The 16353-nt window shown below is 60.2% G+C and carries 11 protein-coding genes; 2 read left to right on the forward strand and 9 right to left on the reverse strand.

The window, feature by feature from the left end; genetic code table 11:
* Positions 1–2: 2 nt before the first annotated feature.
* Positions 3–1022 (reverse strand): arginine/ornithine succinyltransferase subunit alpha, encoded by a 1020-nt coding sequence (gene aruF / locus KW838_RS05610; RefSeq protein WP_007971023.1) that lies wholly within the window; start codon positions 1020–1022, stop codon positions 3–5.
* Between the two features lie 200 nt (positions 1023–1222).
* Complete coding sequence (locus tag KW838_RS05615) at positions 1223–2443, reverse strand: aspartate aminotransferase family protein (RefSeq protein ID WP_095963651.1); 1221 nt, start codon at positions 2441–2443, stop codon at positions 1223–1225.
* Between the two features lie 310 nt (positions 2444–2753).
* Between KW838_RS05615 and KW838_RS05620 the strand changes: the two genes are divergently transcribed.
* A complete protein-coding gene (locus KW838_RS05620) occupies positions 2754–7691 on the forward strand; it encodes a dermonecrotic toxin domain-containing protein (RefSeq protein WP_218500642.1) in 4938 nt (1645 codons plus the stop codon).
* Between the two features lie 7 nt (positions 7692–7698).
* Here the strand turns inward: KW838_RS05620 and argR are convergent, their stop codons facing one another.
* From argR to acs, 7 genes are all read right to left on the reverse strand, one after another.
* Positions 7699–8691, reverse strand: a complete 993-nt coding sequence (argR, locus tag KW838_RS05625) for a transcriptional regulator ArgR (RefSeq protein ID WP_007971017.1) — start codon at positions 8689–8691, stop codon at positions 7699–7701.
* Between the two features lie 264 nt (positions 8692–8955).
* A complete protein-coding gene (locus KW838_RS05630) occupies positions 8956–9720 on the reverse strand; it encodes an ABC transporter ATP-binding protein (RefSeq protein WP_218500643.1) in 765 nt (254 codons plus the stop codon).
* A gap of 27 nt (positions 9721–9747) precedes the next feature.
* Complete coding sequence (locus tag KW838_RS05635; RefSeq protein ID WP_218500644.1) at positions 9748–10872, reverse strand: M14 family metallopeptidase; 1125 nt, start codon at positions 10870–10872, stop codon at positions 9748–9750.
* A gap of 1 nt (position 10873) precedes the next feature.
* Positions 10874–11572, reverse strand: coding sequence for an ABC transporter permease (locus KW838_RS05640; protein ID WP_007971009.1), 699 nt, complete (start codon positions 11570–11572; stop codon positions 10874–10876).
* Positions 11569–12258, reverse strand: a complete 690-nt coding sequence (locus tag KW838_RS05645; RefSeq protein ID WP_047532379.1) for an ABC transporter permease — start codon at positions 12256–12258, stop codon at positions 11569–11571. Before KW838_RS05645 ends, KW838_RS05640 begins: the two co-directional genes overlap by 4 nt.
* A gap of 91 nt (positions 12259–12349) precedes the next feature.
* Positions 12350–13126 (reverse strand): ABC transporter substrate-binding protein, encoded by a 777-nt coding sequence (locus tag KW838_RS05650; protein WP_007971007.1) that lies wholly within the window; start codon positions 13124–13126, stop codon positions 12350–12352.
* A gap of 700 nt (positions 13127–13826) precedes the next feature.
* A complete protein-coding gene (gene acs, locus KW838_RS05655; RefSeq protein WP_218500645.1) occupies positions 13827–15782 on the reverse strand; it encodes an acetate--CoA ligase in 1956 nt (651 codons plus the stop codon).
* Between the two features lie 171 nt (positions 15783–15953).
* Here acs and KW838_RS29810 point away from each other — a divergent pair, with 171 nt between their 5' ends.
* On the forward strand, positions 15954–16322 hold the full coding sequence (locus KW838_RS29810; RefSeq protein WP_371317818.1) for a hypothetical protein: 369 nt from the start codon (positions 15954–15956) through the stop codon (positions 16320–16322).
* Positions 16323–16353 lie beyond the last annotated feature (31 nt).

Here is a 16353-nt window from a genome sequence, read left to right on the forward strand (position 1 = left end):
TGTTAAACCGCCACCAGGCGCACGCTGGCACCTTCACCGACACCCAGGGCTTCGGCCGCTTCCAGATCCAGGGTCACCGGTTTACCCGGCGCGTAGTCAAGCTCGAGCATGACTGCGCGGTAGTCCTGCAACTGAGCGTTGGCCACCAGGTACTGGCGACCGACACCTTTGACCGGCTCGCCGATCTTCACCGGCACTACGCGGCTCTGGGCGATCGAACGGATCCCCGAGACGCGGGCATGCAGGGTCGGGCCGCCGTCGAAAATGTCGATGTAGTGATCGGTCTCGAAGCCTTCGCGCATCAGGATGTCGAAGGTGATCTGCGCCCGCGGGTGCACCTGGCCCATCGCTTCTTGCGCGGAGTCCGGCAGCAGGGGCACGTAGATCGGGTAATGCGGCATCAGTTCGGCGAGGAACGTACGGCTCTTCAGGCCGCACAGACGCTCGGCTTCAGCGTAGTTGAGGTCGAAAAAGTTGCGCCCGATGGCATCCCAGAATGGCGAGTCGCCGTTTTCATCGCTGTAACCGACGATCTCGGTCACCACTGAATCGGCAAAACGCTCCGGATGGCTGGCCACGAACAGCAAGCGGCCACGGGAGTTGAGTTCCGACCACGGCGAACCCACCAGATCGCGCTGCACGTAGAAACTGGTCAGCAAGCTGTTGCCGGTCAGGTCGTGGCACTGGGAGAGCACGTGGATCTTGTTGTGAATCTTCAGCTCGCGCGAAGCATGCACGAAGGTTTCGTTGCGAAAGCTGTAGAACGGCTCGGAGTAACCGGCCGACGCCACAATGGCCGAGCAACCGACCAGCTTGCCGGTGGCAGAGTCTTCGAGGACGAAGAAATAGCTTTCCTCACCGTTGAAGCTCACTTCGGCGGCGAACGAGGCTTCGCTTGCCGCGATCTTGTCGCTCAGGCGCTCAACGTCATCCGGCAAGGAAGTGACACCAATCGGACTGTCCGCAGCCAGACGCTGTACCTCGCCCAGATCAGCCATTTGCGCGGGGCGCATCACCAGCATGGTGTCACTCCTTTCTCTTATAAATTCACAGAAAAAACGCCGGACACTGTGGGAGCGAGCCTGCTCGCGAAAGCGCTGTATCAGTCAGCAGAGATGTTGACTGATACGCCCTCTTCGCGAGCAGGCTCGCTCCCACAATGGAACAAGCCCGGCATCAAAATTGGGTTCGACGCCTGAACGGTCAGGCGTCGAAGGGTCTATCAGGCTTGCGTCAGTTTTGCCGCGGCACGTTCGAAGCGGTCCAGACCGGCATCGATATCGGCGTCTTCCACTACCAGGCTTGGCGCGAAACGCACCACGTCCGGGCCGGCTTGCAGGACCATCAGGCCTTCTTTTTCAGCGGCGTTGAAGATGTCCTTGGCCTTGCCTTTCCACGCATCGCTCAACACGCAACCGATCAACAGGCCCATGCCACGCACCTTGGTGAACAGGCCGTATTTTTCGCCGATCTGCTCAAGGCGCGCCTTGAACTTGTCGTGCTTGGCGTTGACGCCGGCCAGCACTTCAGGGGTGTTGATCACGTCGATAACAGCTTCCGCGACCGCGCACGCCAGCGGGTTACCGCCGTAGGTGGTGCCGTGGGTGCCGACGACCAGGTGCTTGGCCAGGTCTTCAGTGGTCAGCATCGCCGCGATCGGGAAACCACCGCCCAGGCTCTTGGCGCTGGTCAGGATGTCCGGAGTCACGCCGTAATGCTGGTAGGCGAACAGGTGGCCGGTACGGCCCATGCCGGTTTGCACTTCGTCGAAAATCAGCAATGCGTTGTGCGCGGTGCAGAGTTCGCGGGCACCTTGCAGGTATTCGAGTTCAGCCGGGATGACACCGCTTTCGCCCTGGATCGGCTCCAGCACCACAGCGCATGTCTTGTCGGAAATGGCGGCTTTCAGCGCGGCCAGATCGTTGTACGGCACGTGGGTGATGCCGGTGATCTTCGGACCGAAACCATCGGAGTACTTCGACTGGCCACCGACGTTCACGGTGAACAGGGTACGGCCGTGGAAGCTGTTGAGCGCGGCGATGATCTCGTATTTCTCGCTGCCGAAACGGTCGAAACCGACACGACGGGCCAGCTTGAAGGCGGCCTCGTTGGCTTCGGCGCCAGAGTTGCAGAAGAAAGCGCGGTCGGCAAAGGTGGCGTCGACCAGCTTATGGGCCAGGCGCAGGGCCGGCTCATTGGTGAACACGTTGGACACGTGCCACAGCTTGTTCGCCTGCTCGGTCAAGGCACCGACCAGCGCCGGATGCGCATGGCCCAATACGTTAACGGCAATCCCGCCGGCGAAGTCGATCAGCTCGCGACCGGACTGGTCCCAGACGCGGGAACCGGCGCCACGCACAGGAATGAATGCGGCAGGCGCATAGTTGGGAACCATTACCTGATCGAAATCGGCGCGTTGTACCGCAGCGTGCTCAACGGACATCGGAGTCTCCTGAAGAGAAAACACTCGCCTGAAACTGGCGAGCGATGGGGGGATTGTAAGGACAGTTTTCAGCCCGGCCTTGCCGCCAAGCGACAACTTCTTATAGCGCAAACCCCGGATTTTCCCGGGTTTACGGCAATGCGACATATAGGGTCGCAAAGGCGCAGTTTAACTGGCGGCGGACGTTTGCGGCAGGCCGCTGTGTCGTAACCCATGCCGATTCCATGAATGCGGTAGATATGTACCGCGTGTCGTCTTCGATTACGGGGTTTCCTGACGGTCTATCAACCGCGAGGGTGGACCTATCCCCATGAACACCGAAAATCCCGACATCCCTGAGACCTTCAGGCCCGACGCGCATTACCAGCATTTGATGAACGTCATTGCGCCCTGGCTTCGCCAAACCACGCCACGAAGGCGTGAAGCGCTGCGCAACATCAAGCCAGTGTTGCCCACCCCCCTCAGGGATGTATCTGACGCTCAGCGCGTCGAACTTGACCGACTCATTACCCTGCAGACGGTGAGCCAGAACCGGGTCGATCAGGCCCTGGCGAATCTGCTGGACCCTGCAGCCTTCGCCGAACCCATGCTCAAGGGCGCACTCAAGACACGATTCGGCCTGGAAGCGGACGTCAGTAAAATCTTTCTGCGTCTGTACATTCCCGCGCACATACCCTGGTTGCGCCTGAAGTCCGGAGCCGCCCGCACCTGGACCGTGTCGTTGCTGGACGCCGCGCTGCACAACTTCGAAAGCGCAGAAACCGAGGCCGACGCCTTTGAGCCCGCCTCGACTTACATCACTGCGCCCTCTTCCACCGGGCACTTCAGCACCCTGCCACAGATTCTGGCGACGATACCCATCACGGCGTTCACCCAACTGTGCCGCGAGCTCGATATTGGCGAGCGCTATAAAAGATACCTGGAAGACAACCTTGGCATCAGCAACCCGGTAGCCGCGGCGATCCTGCAACCGAAAATTCGCGAAAGCCAAAAAACCGCACTGACCGCTGCCCTGCAGATGGCGCGGATGCAAAACCTGCTGGCCAGCGACGTTCATCAGCCGCTCCTTCGCCTGCTCTCCGATGCACACAGCCATTCCTGGCGATGCCATGACCTGACGATCATGAATGCCCGCCTGACCGGCATCGTGCTGTTCGCCCCGGGACTGGAGCGCGCCCGCGAAGAGGTCCGGGTAGTGGCCTACATTCCTGACGACCCTGAACATCCCATCAAGCAATACCCCTCATCGGCGGCATTCGCCGAGGAACTGAGCCAACGCCTGCGGGGGCCCGACTATCAACAGTTTTTCAGTCGTTTTATCAATCATGAAGACCGTGGCTACTTCTTCGCCGAGCTGAACAACCGCCTCGACCCCATCACCTGGCAACCGGTCCCACCCGGCGATCCACGGCCGACCTGGAGAGAAAACCCCAACCAGCGTCCCGACCTGCAAATGGCAGTAACGCCGATCAGAGGTGACCTGTGGGTTCATCTCTATCAACGCAAACTCGACAAGATCCTCAATGACGCGCGCGTGATCGCAGTGTCGACGGCCACGGTCGACCGCAAGGCCCGATGGGCGTTATGGGACTCCTTCACGGAAATCGCCTCGGCGCTGCTGAACATCGCAGCCTTCATCGCGTTGCCGTTCGTCCCGTTCCTAGGCGAGCTGATGCTGGCTTACACGGCCTATCAGCTGCTGGATGATACCTTCGAAGGTGTTGTCGACTGGGCAGAAGGCCTGACCAACGAAGCCTTCGAGCATTTCATGGGGATGGTTGAATCCGCAGTGCAACTGGGCACTTTCGCGGCAGGTGGCATGATCGCCGTCAGCGAATTTCGCGCGGTCCTGCCCCGGGAAGTCGTGCAATTCATCGACCGCTTCAACGCCGTGAAACGCCCCAATGGCGAAACCCGCTATTGGCAGCCCGACCTGACGCCTTACGAACAAACCGTCGCGATCCCCAACGACGTGAAACCCGACTCGATGGGACTGCACATCCACCAAGGCAAAACCCTGCTGACACTGGACAACCGCCGTTACTCCGTGACCGAAGATCCGCTGACCGGGCGCCATCGCATCCAGCACCCCACGCGTCCCGAAGCGTACCAACCCACCCTGAGACACAACGGAAAAGGGGCCTGGCACACCGAACTCGAGCAGCCACTGACCTGGGACCAGGCCACCCTGCTGCGACGTATCGGTCCGGACATGCAGCGTTTTTCCGCGAGCGAACGCGAGCGCATCCTCAGCATCAGCGGCTGCCACGAAAACGCCTTGCGCAAGATGCATGTCGACGCCGAACAGCTACCGCCGCTGCTGGCCGACACCCTCAAACGCTTCATGATTGATCAGGACCTGCAGATCTTCATTGAGCAAATCGGCAGCGATCGTGCAGACGATTACCTGAAGGCTGATCCGCTGATGCAACTGGAACTGCTCTGCGACTACGGTAACTGGCCAGCGGACAAGGGGCTGCGACTGGTTGATGCAACAGGAGAAACCCTCTGGGAGCGCGGCATGGGCAACCAGGTCGTGGTGCAGATCAACCTGGCGCAACTGGACGATGGCGACCTGATCAACACCCTGTTGCAACACCTCGGCAACACCGACGCACGCTCAGTGCGCCGCTATCTGACAACGCTTGCCGCCGACAAACGGGAAACCCTCTTCAGCCAGCGCTACCGCAAAATCGAACAAGGTGCGCGCCCCTTGGTCCAGCGCATTATCGACAGCGAACCCGGTTTGCCAACCAGCCTCGCCGAAGCACTGCTCGACAGCGCCAGTGCCGCGGAACGCGAGCAACTGGAGCGTGGAACATTGTCCAAACGCCTCACGGAACTGGCACAAGAGGCCGGCCTGCAGGTGCGCGTCACTCGCGCTTATGAAGGGCTCTACCTGTACTCGACGCGCAACCATCTCGACACCGATCGCCTGGCGTTACACACCCTGGAACGCTTGCCTGGCTGGTCGGGACAAATGCGCCTGGAAATCCGCCAATACACCCACAATGGGCCGCTGATCGACAGTATTGGCCAGCCGGACGCGCCCTTGCGCAAGGTGCTGGTGTTGACCGATGAAGGGGCGTATCAGGCCTACGATGAAACCGGTGAACAGCTCAGTAGCACTGACTCCCTCTATTCCAGCCTTTTACAGGCACTGCCCGACAGCGAGCGAATCGCCCTCAACCTCAACATCGGTGAGGGCGAAAGGCTCAAGCGGCTGATTCGCACCCACGCGCTCACTCGTGAAGCACTGCGTGCGCTGCTGGCGCAACGGCCGAATCTCAAGCCTACCTACGATCCGGCGGTGATGCGTTTGCTGGGCGGGGGCGATGGTTATCACCGGATGCCGGCCAATACCCCTTCATTACAAAGCCACATCTATCGGCTGTTTCCCCATCTGAGCCCAGAGGAACTGCAAGCCTTTGCCGCACGATTGCAAGGCACGCCCGGCGGACCGCGCGCAGAACTCCAGCGCCTGTTTTATCAACACGCGCAATTGATTGAGCAATTGAGCACCTGGTGCGACGAGATCCCGCTGTATGTTCCGGGCACGCAAATCCGCTTGAGCGTCGAGCAGCTCGCCAGTCAACGGTATGCACGCCGACAAATGACAGCCAGATTGCTCGACTGCTGGCGGCGTCAGGCCACCTACGACAGCACCCATGGCGTACCGGTTTCCTTTGATTTTTCCCAGCCGGTTGTTGGCGAGCTGCCAAAGTTGAACGTCGATTTCCCTCAGGTGCGCAGCGTGACGCTTGAAGGTCATCGTGCCACCCAGGGCGTGAATGATTTTTTGAAGGGGTTTTCCAGCCTCAACCGCCTGGCGCTACGCAACTTCGAACTGGGGCAGTTGCCGGACGCCATTGCCCAATGGCCCCAACTCGAAGCACTGATCCTCAGCGACTGCGCCGTGACCCTCACAGAGCAGACTCGCGCCACCCTTTCTGCCCTGAACCAATTGACTGCACTCGACCTGTATAAAAACCCGCTCGGTGTGTGCCCTTCCCTGGAAAACATGCCGAAGCTGACCTACGTCGATCTTTCCGGTACCGGAATTACCCGCATTCCCGACGGCCTGGTGAATCACCCGAGCATTCGAACCGCCATTCTCAATGACAACCAGATCACCGAATTGCCCACCGCCCTCTTCGATCTGCCCGGCGACATCACCGAGGGGTTTGATTATGGCAACAACCCTCTGTCCTCGACCATCCGGGAACACATCAAGCGTCACTACCAGCGAACCGAAATGGATTTTGGAGTCCATGCCGAACAGGTCGATATCGATCGCGTCAAAGCCCTTTACCCAAGTCTGGACAACGAAGAGGCCAGCGACTTTATCTACCGCTTGCCCGGCACACTCGCAGAGGGTCGAGCTGACCTGACCCGTCGCGAGCTCGAACTCGCCCGACTCGGTACCGAACTGAGCCGGTGGACGGCCGATGTGCCCGACACCCATTCCGTTACTGGCGCCCCGCTGACGGCCGAGGAGATGTTTGCCGAGCACGTCAAAAGAGACGAATTCAAGCAAAACCTGGAACGCTGCTGGCGCCAGATCCCCATCGAAAACATTGCCGTGGGGGAGTACGGATTCGTCTCACACCTGGCAATCATGGGTGACCTGCCGACGCTGTCAGCCGACTTCAGTCATGTGCCCGAAATGTACCTGACGACCGCCCATGGCATTGCACCAAGACTTGGCCGGTTCCTGGACAGTTTTACCAACCTGGACACCCTGACCATACGGGGATACCAACTGGGCAACCTTCCCGAAGCCATCTTCAGAATGGGCAGGTTATCGGTGCTGAGCCTGTCGGAGTGCGGCATTACGCTGACTCCGGAAACCGTAGAGGCCCTGGCGGGCATGGAACACCTTGACCACTTGAACCTGCGGGACAATCCACTCGGTCCAAGCCCTGACCTTAGTCACATGACAGAAATATCCTCACTGGACTTGAGCCATACGGGCATCACTGAAATCCCCAAGGGAGTGCTGAGCATCACGACCTGGACCGACGTCGACCTGAGCTTCAACGCCATTACCGAGATGCCACCCGAACTCATGGAGGTGGACCCAGGTGTCGGAGAAAGCTTTGACTTCAGCGGCAACCCGTTCAATGCGCAAAGCTTGCAACGCATCGCTGCATACTTTCGCGCAACCGAGAATGATCTGGGTATCCACGAGATAGCCGACTTGCCGGTGCCTGTGGATGAAGCGCCCGACACCGACATTGAAGACTGAGTACTGGCTACCCGCGTTCCGGCGGCACCGATGACAATTCGAACGGGCTGCTGCTGCGCCGCTGGTTGCGATCTTCCCGCGGCGTGGCACCGAAGAAGTTGCGATAGGCGCTGGAGAAATGCGGCCCCGAGGAGAAGCCACAGGACAGGCCGATCTGGATGATCGACTTGCTGGTTTGCATCAACATCTGCCGGGCCTTGTTCAGGCGCAGTTCCAGGTAGTACTGGCTCGGCACACGGTTGAGGTATTGCTTGAAGATCCGCTCCAGCTGCCGACGGGACACGCACACGTGCTGGGCGATTTCGTCGGTGGTCAGCGGCTCTTCGATGTTGGCTTCCATCAGCAGCACGGCTTGCGTGAGCTTCGGATGGCTGGAGCCGAGACGGTTCTGCAACGGGATACGCTGGCGCTCGCCGCCCTCGCGGATGCGCTCGACCACCAGTTCCTCGGAGACTGCACCCGCCAACTCCGCACCATGGTCGCGGGCCAACACGGCCAGCAACAAGTCGAGCACCGACATGCCGCCGCACGCGGTCAGGCGATCGCGATCCCAGTCGAACAGGTGGCTGGTGGCGATGACTTTCGGGAAACGCTCAGCGAAGTCATCCTGCCAGCGCCAATGCACAGCCGCGCGATAACCGTCGAGCAAACCGAGTTGCGCCAACGGGTACACACCGGCCGACAGACCGCCGATCACGCAACCGGAGCGCACCAGCTGTTTGAGCGCACTGCTGAGCGCCGGCGCCAGTGCGGTCGGTGGCTCGTCAGCAAGCAGGAACAGTTTCTGGAAGTTTTCCAGCTTGCCGGTCCATGCCTCACCCGGCAATTGCCAGGCGCTGTCGGCCGCGGCGTCTGTAATGGCTTCGGCCTGCAGGAACGACAGCTCGTAAACCACGTCCGGATGCACACGCTGGGCAACACGCAAGGCCTCCTCAGCCAGCGCAAGCGTCAGTGCTTTAGTGCTGGGCCAAATCAGGAAACCAATTCGATGGGCAGTCATGGTGGGCAATCCGAAGCGAAGAACAGAGATGAAGGCATGGGCCAATGCTAGCCCGTAAATGAACGCAAATCTCGAAACCAACAGAGATCAAACACAGGAGTCGACTCCTTGTAGGAGCTGCCGAAGGCTGCGATCTTTTGATCTTGTTTTTTTAAGATCAAAAGATCGCAGCCTCGTTTCACTCGACAGCTCCTACACAGGGGATCGGGGCCGGCCTCTAAACGGCGAAGCATGCACTATCCCTGTGCACAACGGGAGTTCGATTTACTTCAGGCTGCCCGAGAGGAACTGCTGCAGACGCTCCGATTGCGGATTAACCAGCACTTCGCGCGGGTTGCCACTTTCTTCGACCACACCTTTGTGCAGGAACACCAGCTGGTTCGACACCTCACGGGCGAAGCCCATTTCGTGGGTCACCACCACCATGGTCCGGCCTTCCTGGGCCAGGGCCTGCATGACTTTCAACACGTCGCCCACCAGCTCCGGGTCGAGGGCCGAGGTCGGTTCGTCGAACAGCATCACCTCAGGTTCCATCGCCAGTGCACGGGCAATCGCCACGCGCTGCTGCTCGCCGCCGGACATGTGGCCCGGGTAAGCGTCTTTGCGATGGGCCACGCCGACCTTGTTCAGGTAGTGCTCGGCTTTTTCCCGCGCTTGGGCCTTGGACACGCCGAGTACATGCACCGGCGCTTCCATGATGTTTTCCAGCGCGGTCATGTGCGACCACAGGTTGAAATGCTGGAACACCATCGACAGGCGCGAACGCATGCGTTGCAGCTGTTTCGGGTCGGCGGCTTTCAACGCGCCGTCCTTGTTCGCCACCAGCTTCAACTCTTCGTTGTTGAGCAGGATCTTGCCCGCGTGCGGCTGCTCCAGCAGGTTGATGCAGCGCAGGAAGGTACTTTTGCCGGAGCCACTGGAGCCGATGATGCTGATCACATCGCCGGCTGCCGCTTTCAGGGACACGCCCTTGAGCACTTCGTGACTGCCATAGCGTTTATGCAGGTCTTGGACTTCAAGTTTGTACATGCGGTCGGTTCTCACAAAAACAGTCAGTCAGTCGTTGAGCAAGCGCCCGTGACGCAGCGCTTCGCGCCCCGCCACCTTGGCCAGCCAGAAACCGGGTTGGGCATAACGCAGCCGTTCAATGGCAAACAGCACCCCGGACGTACCAGCACACACCGTGCTGACCCGATCCGCCAACGGATCGATCACTTCAAAAATCTCGTCGCCTGCTTCAACCCACTCACCGGGCTTACGCAGGAAACTCACCACACCGGGGTGTGGCGCGAACAACAATTCTGTGCCTTCGAATGGCATGCCTTCGCAAGGGTCTTGCGCAGGCGTCGGCCATTCGCCACTGATCAATCCTTGCTCGACAAGGAACGCCAGAATGCCTTCGGCATGGGCGCAAGCCTCCGCGCGACCGGTATCGGCCTGCCCCCCTAATTCAATGGTAGTCGCCAGGCAGGCCAGTGGAATCTGTGCCTCCGGGAACAGACGCGACAGGCGCAACCACGGCAACGAACAGGCTTCGTCGAACGAACTGCCGCCGGAATCTTCCGCCAGCAAACCGACCCGAACATTCAGGTGCGCAGCCAGCGAACGCCACTGCGGCCAGTGCTGCGGCAAGGCGTACATGTGCAGCGCCGCTTCGGCATCGCAATGCAGATCCAGCACCACATCGGCGGTGCAGGCGTGGCTGAGCAGAACCCGCTGCATGCCCTGCAACTGGCTGCTCGCCTCTGGCAAAGCGGCCAGATGATCGACCATCGCCTGACGGATCAGGCGAATGTTGGCGTGCGGATCGTCACCGAGGCTTTCTGCCAAGGCAGCTGCCACAGGTGCGCTCAACTCGACGAAATCGCGGTTGAAGTTCTTGCCGCTGCCGGCCTCGAAACGCCCTTGATGATTGCCCTGAAGCAGTTGACCCAGACCCAGTGGATTAGCCACCGGCACCAGTTCGACCACACCGTTGAGCAAGCCCTGGGCTTCGAGTTCGGCCAGACGCTTTTTCAGCTCGAACGCCGTGCGCATACCCGGCAGCTCATCGGCATGCAGGCTGGCCTGGATATAGGCCTTGCGCTCGCCACTGCGCTCCTTATTGCCGAAACGGAACACCGAAATCCGGCGTTCGCTGCCCAGGTGGCTCCACGGCAAAGCATGATCGATGCGTTCCATATCAGTGCTTCCGCGGGGCCAGGTAGCCCAGCCAGCGGCGCTCGGCCATCTTGAACAGCTTCACCAGGATGAAGGTCAGGCACAGGTAGAACACGCCGGCGGTGATGTAGGCCTCGAACGGCAAGTAGAACTGGGCGTTGACCGTGCGCGCGGCACCGGTGATGTCGATCAGGGTCACGATGGACGCCAGACTGGTGGTCTGCAGCATCATGATCACTTCGTTGCTGTACTGCGGCAGCGCCCGGCGCAGGGCCGACGGCAGCAGGATGCGCTTGTACATCTTGAAGCGCGACATGCCCATGGCCTTGGCCGCTTCGATCTCGCCGTTCGGCGTGGCCCGCAGGCTGCCGGCGATGATCTCGGCGGTGTAGGCGCTGGTGTTGATCGCGAACGCCAGGCACGCACAGAAGGTTGCGCTGGACAGCCACGGCCAGAGGAAGCTTTCACGCACCGCTTCGAACTGCGCCAGACCGTAGTAGATCAAAAACAGCTGCACCAGCATCGGTGTGCCGCGGATCACGTAGGTGTAGAGCCAGGCGGACATGTTGACCACCGAGTTCTTCGAGACGCGCATCAGGCCCAGCGGCAATGCGCACAGCAGGCCGAAGAACAGCGACAGCGCGAGCAGTTTGAGGGTGGTCACCAGGCCGCCGAAGTACAGCGGCAAGGCCTCCCAAATGACGTTGTAGTCGAAGATCATAGATCAGCCGCCCTTACGCCTACCGAGTAGCGCTTCTCAAGGTGACGCAATGCCAGCAACGACACACTGGTGATCACCAGGTACATCGCCGCCACTGCGAGGAAGAAGGTGAAAGGCTCGCGGGTGGCATCGGCCGCCTGCTTGGCCTTGAACATCATGTCCTGCAGGCCCACCACCGAAATCAGCGCGGTCGCCTTGGTCAGAACCAGCCAGTTGTTGGTGAAACCCGGAATCGCCAGGCGAATCATCTGTGGCACCAACACCCGGAAGAACACCTGGAAACTGCTCATGCCGTACGCCATGCCGGCTTCGGCCTGACCTTTGGGGATCGCCATGAACGCGCCCCGGAAGGTCTCCGACAGGTACGCACCGAAGATGAAGCCCAGGGTGCCGATACCGGCGGCCAACGGATTCAGGTCGATGTACTCGTCAAAACCGAGCAGCGGTGCGACGCGGTTGAGCAGGTCCTGGCCGCCGTAGAAAATCAGCAGGATCAGCACCAGGTCGGGAATACCGCGGATCACCGTGGAATACAGGTCGCCCAGCCAGGCCAGCCAGCGCACCGGCGACAGACGCAGTGCCACGCCGATCAGGCCCAGAACGATGGCCAGGGCCATGGACGACAAGGCGAGCTGAAGCGTCAGCCAAGCGCCATCGAGGATGACAGCCCCGTAGCCTTTCAACATGATTCAGGTCCTCGAAAGTTGGGATGAAAAAATGGCGCAAACCTCAGAGATCCTGCTGCTTGCGCCATTTCGGACTTGTCGCCGGGGCGTGTTACTTGCCGTAGATATCGAAGGCGAAGTATTTGTCCTGGATTTGCTTGTACTTGCCGTTCTCGCGAATGGCGGCGATGGCGGCGTTGAGCTTGTCCAGCTCGGCCTTGTCGCCCTTGCGCACCGCGATGCCTACGCCGTCGCCGAAGTATTTGACGTCGGTGAACGCAGGGCCGACGAAGGCGAAACCTTTACCGGCGTCGGTTTTCAGGAAGCCGTCATCCAGAAGCGTAGCGTCTGCCACGGTGCCGTCGAGGCGGCCGGCGGCCACGTCGAGGTAAATTTCGTTCTGCGAGCCGTAAGGCTTGATCTCGGCACCCAGCGGGGCCAGGACTTCGCGGGCGAAACGCTCGTGGATCGAACCACGCTGCACGCCGATGTTCTTGCCCTTGAGCTCGGTCAGGCCGTCGCTGACCTGGGTGCCGGCCTTCATGACCAGGCGAGCCGGGGTGTTGTAGTACTTGTTGGTGAAGTCCACGGACTTCTTGCGATCTTCAGTGATCGACATGGACGACAGGATCGCGTCGATCTTGCGCACTTTCAGTGCCGGGATCAGGCCGTCGAACTCTTGCTCGACCCACACGCACTTGACCTTCATCTCTTCGCACAAGGCGTTGCCGATGTCGTAGTCGAAACCAACGATGCTGCCGTCCGGTGCTTTGGAAGCGAACGGAGGGTAAGCCGCTTCGATACCAATTTTCAGAGGCTTTTCATCGGCGAAGGATGGCAGCGACAGCACGGACAGTGCCAGGGCGCCAAGCAGCACGAGTTTCTTCATCTTGGGACTCCATCGGTAAAGGGCAAAAACGGCAGAGTGAGCAACAGCCCAATATGCGAATGAGTGGAACCAGAAAGCAGTGCTGCGTCCTGGGAAGCCGGTGTTTAAATTCAACACGAGCAACGACGAGCGAGTGATCGGCATTCTAACGACAGGCCCGAGGCCGATATTTCTTCAATGCGACAACTAATTACAGAAGCACCGAGAAAGTCGTTTTAGCACGTTGACAGCCCTGCAAAATCATGCAAGAGCAAAAGACATTGAACCGATCTATGTTGCAAATTGCGGGCCTATTATTGGCAAACCCTTCTAATCCGGCAAGCGCAGCGTGGTGTCTTATTTTTCAGCGGTGGTTTTCAAACCCCGATGTGGGGCCTTGCGTTTCCCAATGCCCCGCATTGATCCGACGCGGTTACACATTCAGTAACCGGAAAGATCTCAGGTAACAGTAGGAAAACGCCGACAGAGGAAACCGATATTTATTGGTAGATGTTGCTGTAGCGCCTGCCAAACTGCCTTCGCGAGCAGGCTCGCTCCCACAATGGATTTGTGCCGAGCACAAAATTTTCACCCACCAAAGATCCCTGTGGGAGCGAGCCTGCTCGCGAAGAGGCCAGCCCAGCCAACACAAAAACCCAGGCACAAAAAAGCCCCACCAGACTCAACACCTGACGGGGCTTCGATAACTCAGAACCGCCGCTTACGCGACATTCATCGTCTTGTGCGTATCAATCAAATGCTGCACCACACTCGGATCCGCCAGGGTGGAGATATCCCCCAACCCATCGTACTCAGCCGTCGCAATCTTGCGCAGAATCCGCCGCATGATCTTGCCCGAACGGGTCTTCGGCAGCCCCGGCGCCCACTGGATCACATCCGGCGAGGCAATCGGCCCGATCTCCTTGCGCACCCAGTTCTTCAGTTCCAGGCGCAGTTGCTCGTTCGGCTCCTCGCCGTTTTTCAGGGTGACATACACATAAATGCCCTGTCCCTTGATGTCGTGCGGCACACCGACCACCGCCGCTTCGGCGACTTTCGGGTGCGCGACCATCGCGCTTTCGATCTCGGCGGTGCCCATGCGGTGGCCGGAGACGTTGAGCACGTCGTCCACGCGACCGGTGATCCAGTAGTAGCCATCGGCATCGCGACGGGCGCCGTCACCGGTGAAGTACATGCCGCGGAAGGTCTTGAAGTAGGTGTCGACGAAGCGGTCGTGATCGCCAAACAGCGTACGCGCCTGGCCTGGCCACGAATCGAGAATCACCAGGTTGCCCTCGGCCTCGCCTTCGATGATGTTGCCCAGGTTGTCCACCAGGGCCGGCACCACGCCGAAGAACGGACGCGCCGCCGAGCCCGGCTTGAGGGCGTGAGCGCCCGGCAGCGGGCTCATCATGTTGCCGCCGGTTTCGGTCTGCCACCAGGTGTCGACGATCGGGCAGCGGGACTTGCCGACGTTCTTGTAGTACCAGTCCCAGGCTTCCGGGTTGATCGGCTCGCCCACCGAACCCAACAAGCGCAGGCTGCTGCCATCGGCACCTTCAACGGCGGCGGCGCCCGAGGCCATCATCGCGCGGATCGCGGTCGGCGCCGTGTAAAGGATGTTGACCTGGTGTTTGTCGACGATCTTCGCCACCCGGGTGATGTCCGGGTAGTTCGGCACGCCTTCGAACAGCAGGGTGGTCGCGCCGTTGGCCAGCGGGCCGTAGACGATGTAACTGTGGCCGGTGACCCAGCCGACGTCGGCGGTGCACCAGTAGATCTCGCCCGGGCGGTAGTCGAACACACGCTCGTGGGTCATGGCGGCGTACAGCAGGTAGCCACCGGTGGTGTGCTGCACGCCCTTCGGTTTGCCGGTGGAGCCCGAGGTGTAGAGGATGAACAGCGCTTCTTCGGCGCCCATCTCTTTCGGCGCGCACACGGTGCCGGCCACTTTCATCAGGTCCTCGAACCAGATGTCGCGGTGCTGATTCCATTTGATCTGGCCACCGGTGCGCTTGCACACGATGACTTTCTGGATGCTGCTGGTTTCCGGGTTGGTCAGCGCGTCGTCGACGTTGGCCTTGAGCGGGATCTTCTTGCCGGCACGAATGCCTTCGTCGGCGGTGATCACCACTTTCGAGCGGCAGTCGATGATGCGACCGGCCAGGGCTTCCGGCGAGAAGCCGCCGAACACCACCGAGTGGATCGCGCCGATCCGGGTACAGGCCAGCATGGCGACCACGGCTTCGGGGATCATCGGCATGTAGATCGTCACCACGTCGCCGCGATGCACGTCCTGGCCACGCAGGGCGTTGGCGAACTTGCACACTTGCTCGTGCAGCTCGCGGTAAGTGATGTTGCGGCTTTCGGCCGGGTCATCGCCCTCCCAGATGATCGCGACCTGGTCGCCGCGCTCGGCCAGATGACGGTCCAGGCAGTTGTAGGACACGTTCAGGGTGCCGTCGGCGAACCACTTGATGTCGACATGGTGATCGTCGAAGGAGGTCTGCTTCACCGTGGTGAACGGCTTGATCCAGTCGAGGCGCTTGGCTTGCTCGCGCCAGAAGCCGTCCGGGTTGACGACCGACTGCTGGTACATGGCCTTGTAGGTCGCCTCGTCGGTCAGGGTGTTGGCCAGAACCTCGGGACGAACGGGATACAGGGAAGCCGCACTCATCTTTCTTACCTCGGTGGAATAGTTGTTTTTGTATGACCCCGTTGTAGCCGGGCCGGGCCTATAGAACCATTCGACGATGGTAGTAACAAGCCCACACAAAATGTCGTGAATACCCTCGCGCCCGCGCTGCCCGGGCATCAGACAACACCTGTAGGAGCGAGCTCGATCGCGATGGTCGTCAACGATAACGCGCCCAATCTGACACCCCGCGGTGCTCTCTGGCTCATCGCGAGCAAGCTTGCTCCTACAAAAGCGGTACCTGTGGGAGCGAGCCTGCTCGCGATGCTCGTCAACGATAACGCGCCCAATCTGACACCCCGCGGAGCTCTCTGGCTCATCGCGAGCAGGCTCGCTCCTACAAAAGCGGTACCTGTGGGAGCGAGCCTGCTCGCGATGGTCGTCAACGATAACGCGCCCAATCTGACACCCCGCGGAGCTCTCTGGCTCATCGCGAGCAGGCTCGCTCCTACAAAAGAAGAGGCTATTCAGGGATTGTTACAGGATCTGTCAAAGGTGTTTATCAAAACCACGTCTATATGAACGTATCCGTCACCTCTAAAATCTGCCACGC

Origin of the sequence: Pseudomonas sp. PDM27 (assembly GCF_019219205.1) — a bacterium.
GTDB lineage: Bacteria > Pseudomonadota > Gammaproteobacteria > Pseudomonadales > Pseudomonadaceae > Aquipseudomonas > Aquipseudomonas laurylsulfatiphila.